General features: G+C 34.4%; 5 protein-coding genes. 2 read left to right on the top strand and 3 right to left on the bottom strand.

Annotated elements, in window-relative coordinates; genetic code table 11:
- Positions 1-466 (top strand): cytochrome c oxidase assembly protein (locus CGZ90_RS19270; protein WP_205727428.1); only part of this gene is annotated, 466 nt, incomplete at its 5' end.
- Between the two features lie 459 nt (positions 467-925).
- Here CGZ90_RS19270 and CGZ90_RS19265 read toward each other — a convergent pair.
- A complete protein-coding gene (locus CGZ90_RS19265; RefSeq protein ID WP_094254127.1) occupies positions 926-1,654 on the bottom strand; it encodes a ZIP family metal transporter in 729 nt (242 codons plus the stop codon).
- Positions 1,655-1,778: 124 nt separating this feature from the next.
- Entirely contained in the window at positions 1,779-2,075 is a 297-nt protein-coding gene (locus CGZ90_RS19260) for a hypothetical protein (protein ID WP_094254126.1), read from the bottom strand.
- Between the two features lie 173 nt (positions 2,076-2,248).
- On the opposite strand from CGZ90_RS19260, the gene CGZ90_RS19255 reads away from it, so the two are divergent.
- Positions 2,249-2,581, top strand: a complete 333-nt coding sequence (locus tag CGZ90_RS19255) for an ArsR/SmtB family transcription factor (protein WP_094254125.1) — start codon at positions 2,249-2,251, stop codon at positions 2,579-2,581.
- 156 nt (positions 2,582-2,737) lie between these two features.
- Here CGZ90_RS19255 and CGZ90_RS19250 read toward each other — a convergent pair whose 3' ends face one another.
- Entirely contained in the window at positions 2,738-3,181 is a 444-nt protein-coding gene (locus CGZ90_RS19250; RefSeq protein WP_094254124.1) for a JAB domain-containing protein, read from the bottom strand.
- Positions 3,182-3,274: the final 93 nt, after the last annotated feature.

Genomic DNA, 3,274 nt, shown 5'->3' with positions numbered 1-3,274 from the left:
TGTTGTTCTTTTTAACGGATTATTCTCCTTTTATCATTTTCCTTTTATATTCGATTATTTAATGGGAAATGGATCACTAAAGTCTTTGTATCATATCATTTTATTTATCACTTCTATTTTCATGTGGGTTCCACTATTCCCGCCAATACCTAGTATGGATAAATTATCAGGATTGCAAAAAACAGCTTATATTTTTGCAATGGGTGTGTTATTAACACCTGCATGTGCTTTGATTATTTTTTCAAAAAAAATAATATATAGTACTTACCAACATGCGTCAGTGATTCTGTATTCTTCCTATAATCCTGTAGAAGATCAACAGCTAGGTGGAGTGATTATGAAAGTTGCGCAGGAAATCATATATGGGACAGTGCTAGGAAGTATTTTTGTCCAATGGTTTAAAAAGGAGAAAATATACAAAATAGACGAGCTTCCCCCAAATAACTTTGATATTAGAAAAGAATGAAAATGAAAGGATTGTATACATTGTGAGACTAAGCAATATGAAACTCGCTTTTTTACTTTTAGGAATAGGATTTGCTGCAGGAATTGGTTATTGGATCTGGGCTATTTATTTTAAATAATAGCTATCTTCTACTGTTGCTGTGGACCAACTATGAAGCAGGTTGATTGCCGCTCCAGGTTCATTGAGAAGACTTACCTGCTAAAGTGGATATCCAATAATTGGTTCAAGATAAATCCAGTCATTGAGCATATAGCACACACCTCAGGCTTGTTAATCCTTTTCGCTTATCGAATGTCCTACTGATCCTCTAGGAGTCTCGAACATTACTCTCCAATTAACTCTATTCATGATGTATTTAATTTAAAAGCAATAATCATTCAGAAAAGAACCATATATATAAAGAAGACAGAGAAAAAAATCTCTGTCTTTTGTCAATCTTTTAAATAAAAGATAGACAAATCACAAAAACACGAAAAAATACAACTTCACTATTACCATTCCAAATAAAGTAGGTATTAAGAATGTAATTAAAGGTAAGTTATTCTTGGCTTTTCCAAGAATTTCTGTAACGGTGACTAATCCTATGGTTCCAATCGATGTGCCAATAAAAACAGAGTACAATTTCTCAAAATTATCAACCAAGGTATTACCCACAAACGCTCCGATTCCTAAGATTATGCTTATTATAATGAGTATCTGCCAATAAATTAAGATATTCATTTCCTGATCAACAAAAGTGAATGCGAGAGCTATCCCTTCTGGAATATGATGAAAGAAAATAGCAATAACAAGAGGTGATAACTCTAATTTTTCTAATGAACCCATTCCCAAAGCTAACCCAGTTGGGAAATTATGAATTGCTATACCAATTGTTAAAAATAAAAAAACTGACTTTTTATGATTTATAATAAACTTTTTTCTATTTTTCAACAGACTCTCAATGATTGATAACAGAAATATACCAATTATTACACCTAAAATAACACCTACTTTATTGTTTTTCTCCCACGTCTCCGGAATAATTTCGAACAACATCAAGCCAATTAGAATCCCGCCACATAATGCATAAAGCAAAAAAAGTTTGTTCTTAAAAAAAACTTTGATTATTCCTCCGCTAATCCCTCCAACCGCTAAACCACTAAACGTGAATAAGAATACCATAATAAAAAACCAAATCCCGTTATCCACTTGTCTCCCCCCTTTCTAACTAATATTTTCGAAAAATCATTTGATGATTAAAAATATAGAAATTTCATAAAAACAAAAAAAGACGGTAGATTGTTACCTACCGTCTTTACCAATAATGTGATTGTTAAGCATGTTTCCAGCCTGTTGGCTGACCAGATTTTGGACAATCCGGGAATAGATCTCCTTGTTGAAGTGTTATGTGTTCACCATCATTATCCACATATTCGCCAGCTTCTGTAACTTTGTCACCTGTTTTATGTTCATGATTTGCGTGTCTCCAAGTTGTAGGGACATTTGTTTTAGGGCATACAGGAAACTTATCCCCTTCTTTTAATTCCTTCATTTCGCCTTCAGCGCAAATATACTTACCCGCTTCTTTTACTTCATCATTTGTTTGGTGTATGTCTTTTGTTGCTTTCAATTTGTTTCATCCTTTCTTTGCTGTTTTTTTAAAGGAACATAGTAAGAAGTTTACCCTTTTAATCAATATATAATCTTAAAATTTATCCCTTTATGTAATCCAAAGTCAATAACGTTGTCGTTGACTGTTGAATCTTCTATAATAAACATAGAAAATCTCAAAGGAGTTTCTCCATGGACGAACAAAAACAACAATATGGTGAATATGACGTAAACAATGATTTAGATGAAGAAACGCTTTTCATGGTTTCTCAATGCTTTAAAGCATTGTCTGATCCAACCCGGCTTCGTATTCTCAATTTATTATTACTCGGTGAACACTCAGTAAATGAAATAGCGGAAAAACTATCACTACTTCAATCTACAGTCTCTCATCAACTCCGCTTCTTAAAGAATGTACGATTAGTAAAGTTCCGAAGAGAAGGGACTACAATATATTACTCAAATGATGATGAGCATGTCATTGATCTTTTAAGACAAAGTATTAATCACGCCAAGCATATTTAAGACCGAATCCATTCACTTATGGGTTCGGTTTTTAGTAGGTAAAATTACTCCTCGAACTTCAAAGAACTGATCGAGCTACTTAAAATGAATTTGAACATTCTTCTTTAGTAAAAAACAAAAAATGAAGGAAGAGATTTTGCATCTCCTCCTTCTATGTTACATGCAGCCTTTTTCTTTCAAGCTTGTATAGTCTGCATTTGCATTTACTATAAGATGATCTAATACATCAATGCCTAGCATCTTGCCGGCTTCGGCTAATCTCTTTGATACCGCAATGTCTTCGCCTGATGGTGTGATGTCTCCGCTTGGATGTTGGTGTGAGACTATGATTGAAGCGGAGTTGTTTAAGATTGCTGCTTTGAATACCTCTCTTGGGTGTACGATGCTGGAGTTTAACGCTCCTACGTGGCATCTGTGGACTGCCACTACTCGGTTTTTCGTGTTGAGACACATCACGAGAAATACTTCCCTGTCTTCGTCACCTATGAATGCTGCTGCGATCTTCGCTCCATCCATCGGTGATCTTACGATGTGGCTCTCTCCTTCCCTCACTTCTGCTATTACTTGTTTGATCTGAAGAATTTCATAAAGTTTTTCCATTCTTGAACAGCTCCCTTCTTTGTTTGAAGGTGAACTAATCTTTGCGAAACGCTGTGTTAGTGTTTAATGTTGATTTGTTACAATTAAATTAGG

It is taken from the genome of Fictibacillus aquaticus (assembly GCF_002245695.1).
In the GTDB taxonomy this organism is placed as follows: Bacteria; Bacillota; Bacilli; order Bacillales; family Fictibacillaceae; genus Fictibacillus; species Fictibacillus aquaticus.
The sequence above is the reverse complement of the archived record's forward strand: the minus strand, read 5'-3'. Positions and strand labels throughout refer to the sequence as shown.

Coding starts and splice junctions, on each gene's coding strand:
- CGZ90_RS19255 (WP_094254125.1), top strand. CDS start 2,249: ATGGACGAACAAAAACAACAATATGGTGAATATGACGTAAACAATGAT.
- CGZ90_RS19250 (WP_094254124.1), bottom strand. CDS start 3,181: ATGGAAAAACTTTATGAAATTCTTCAGATCAAACAAGTAATAGCAGAA.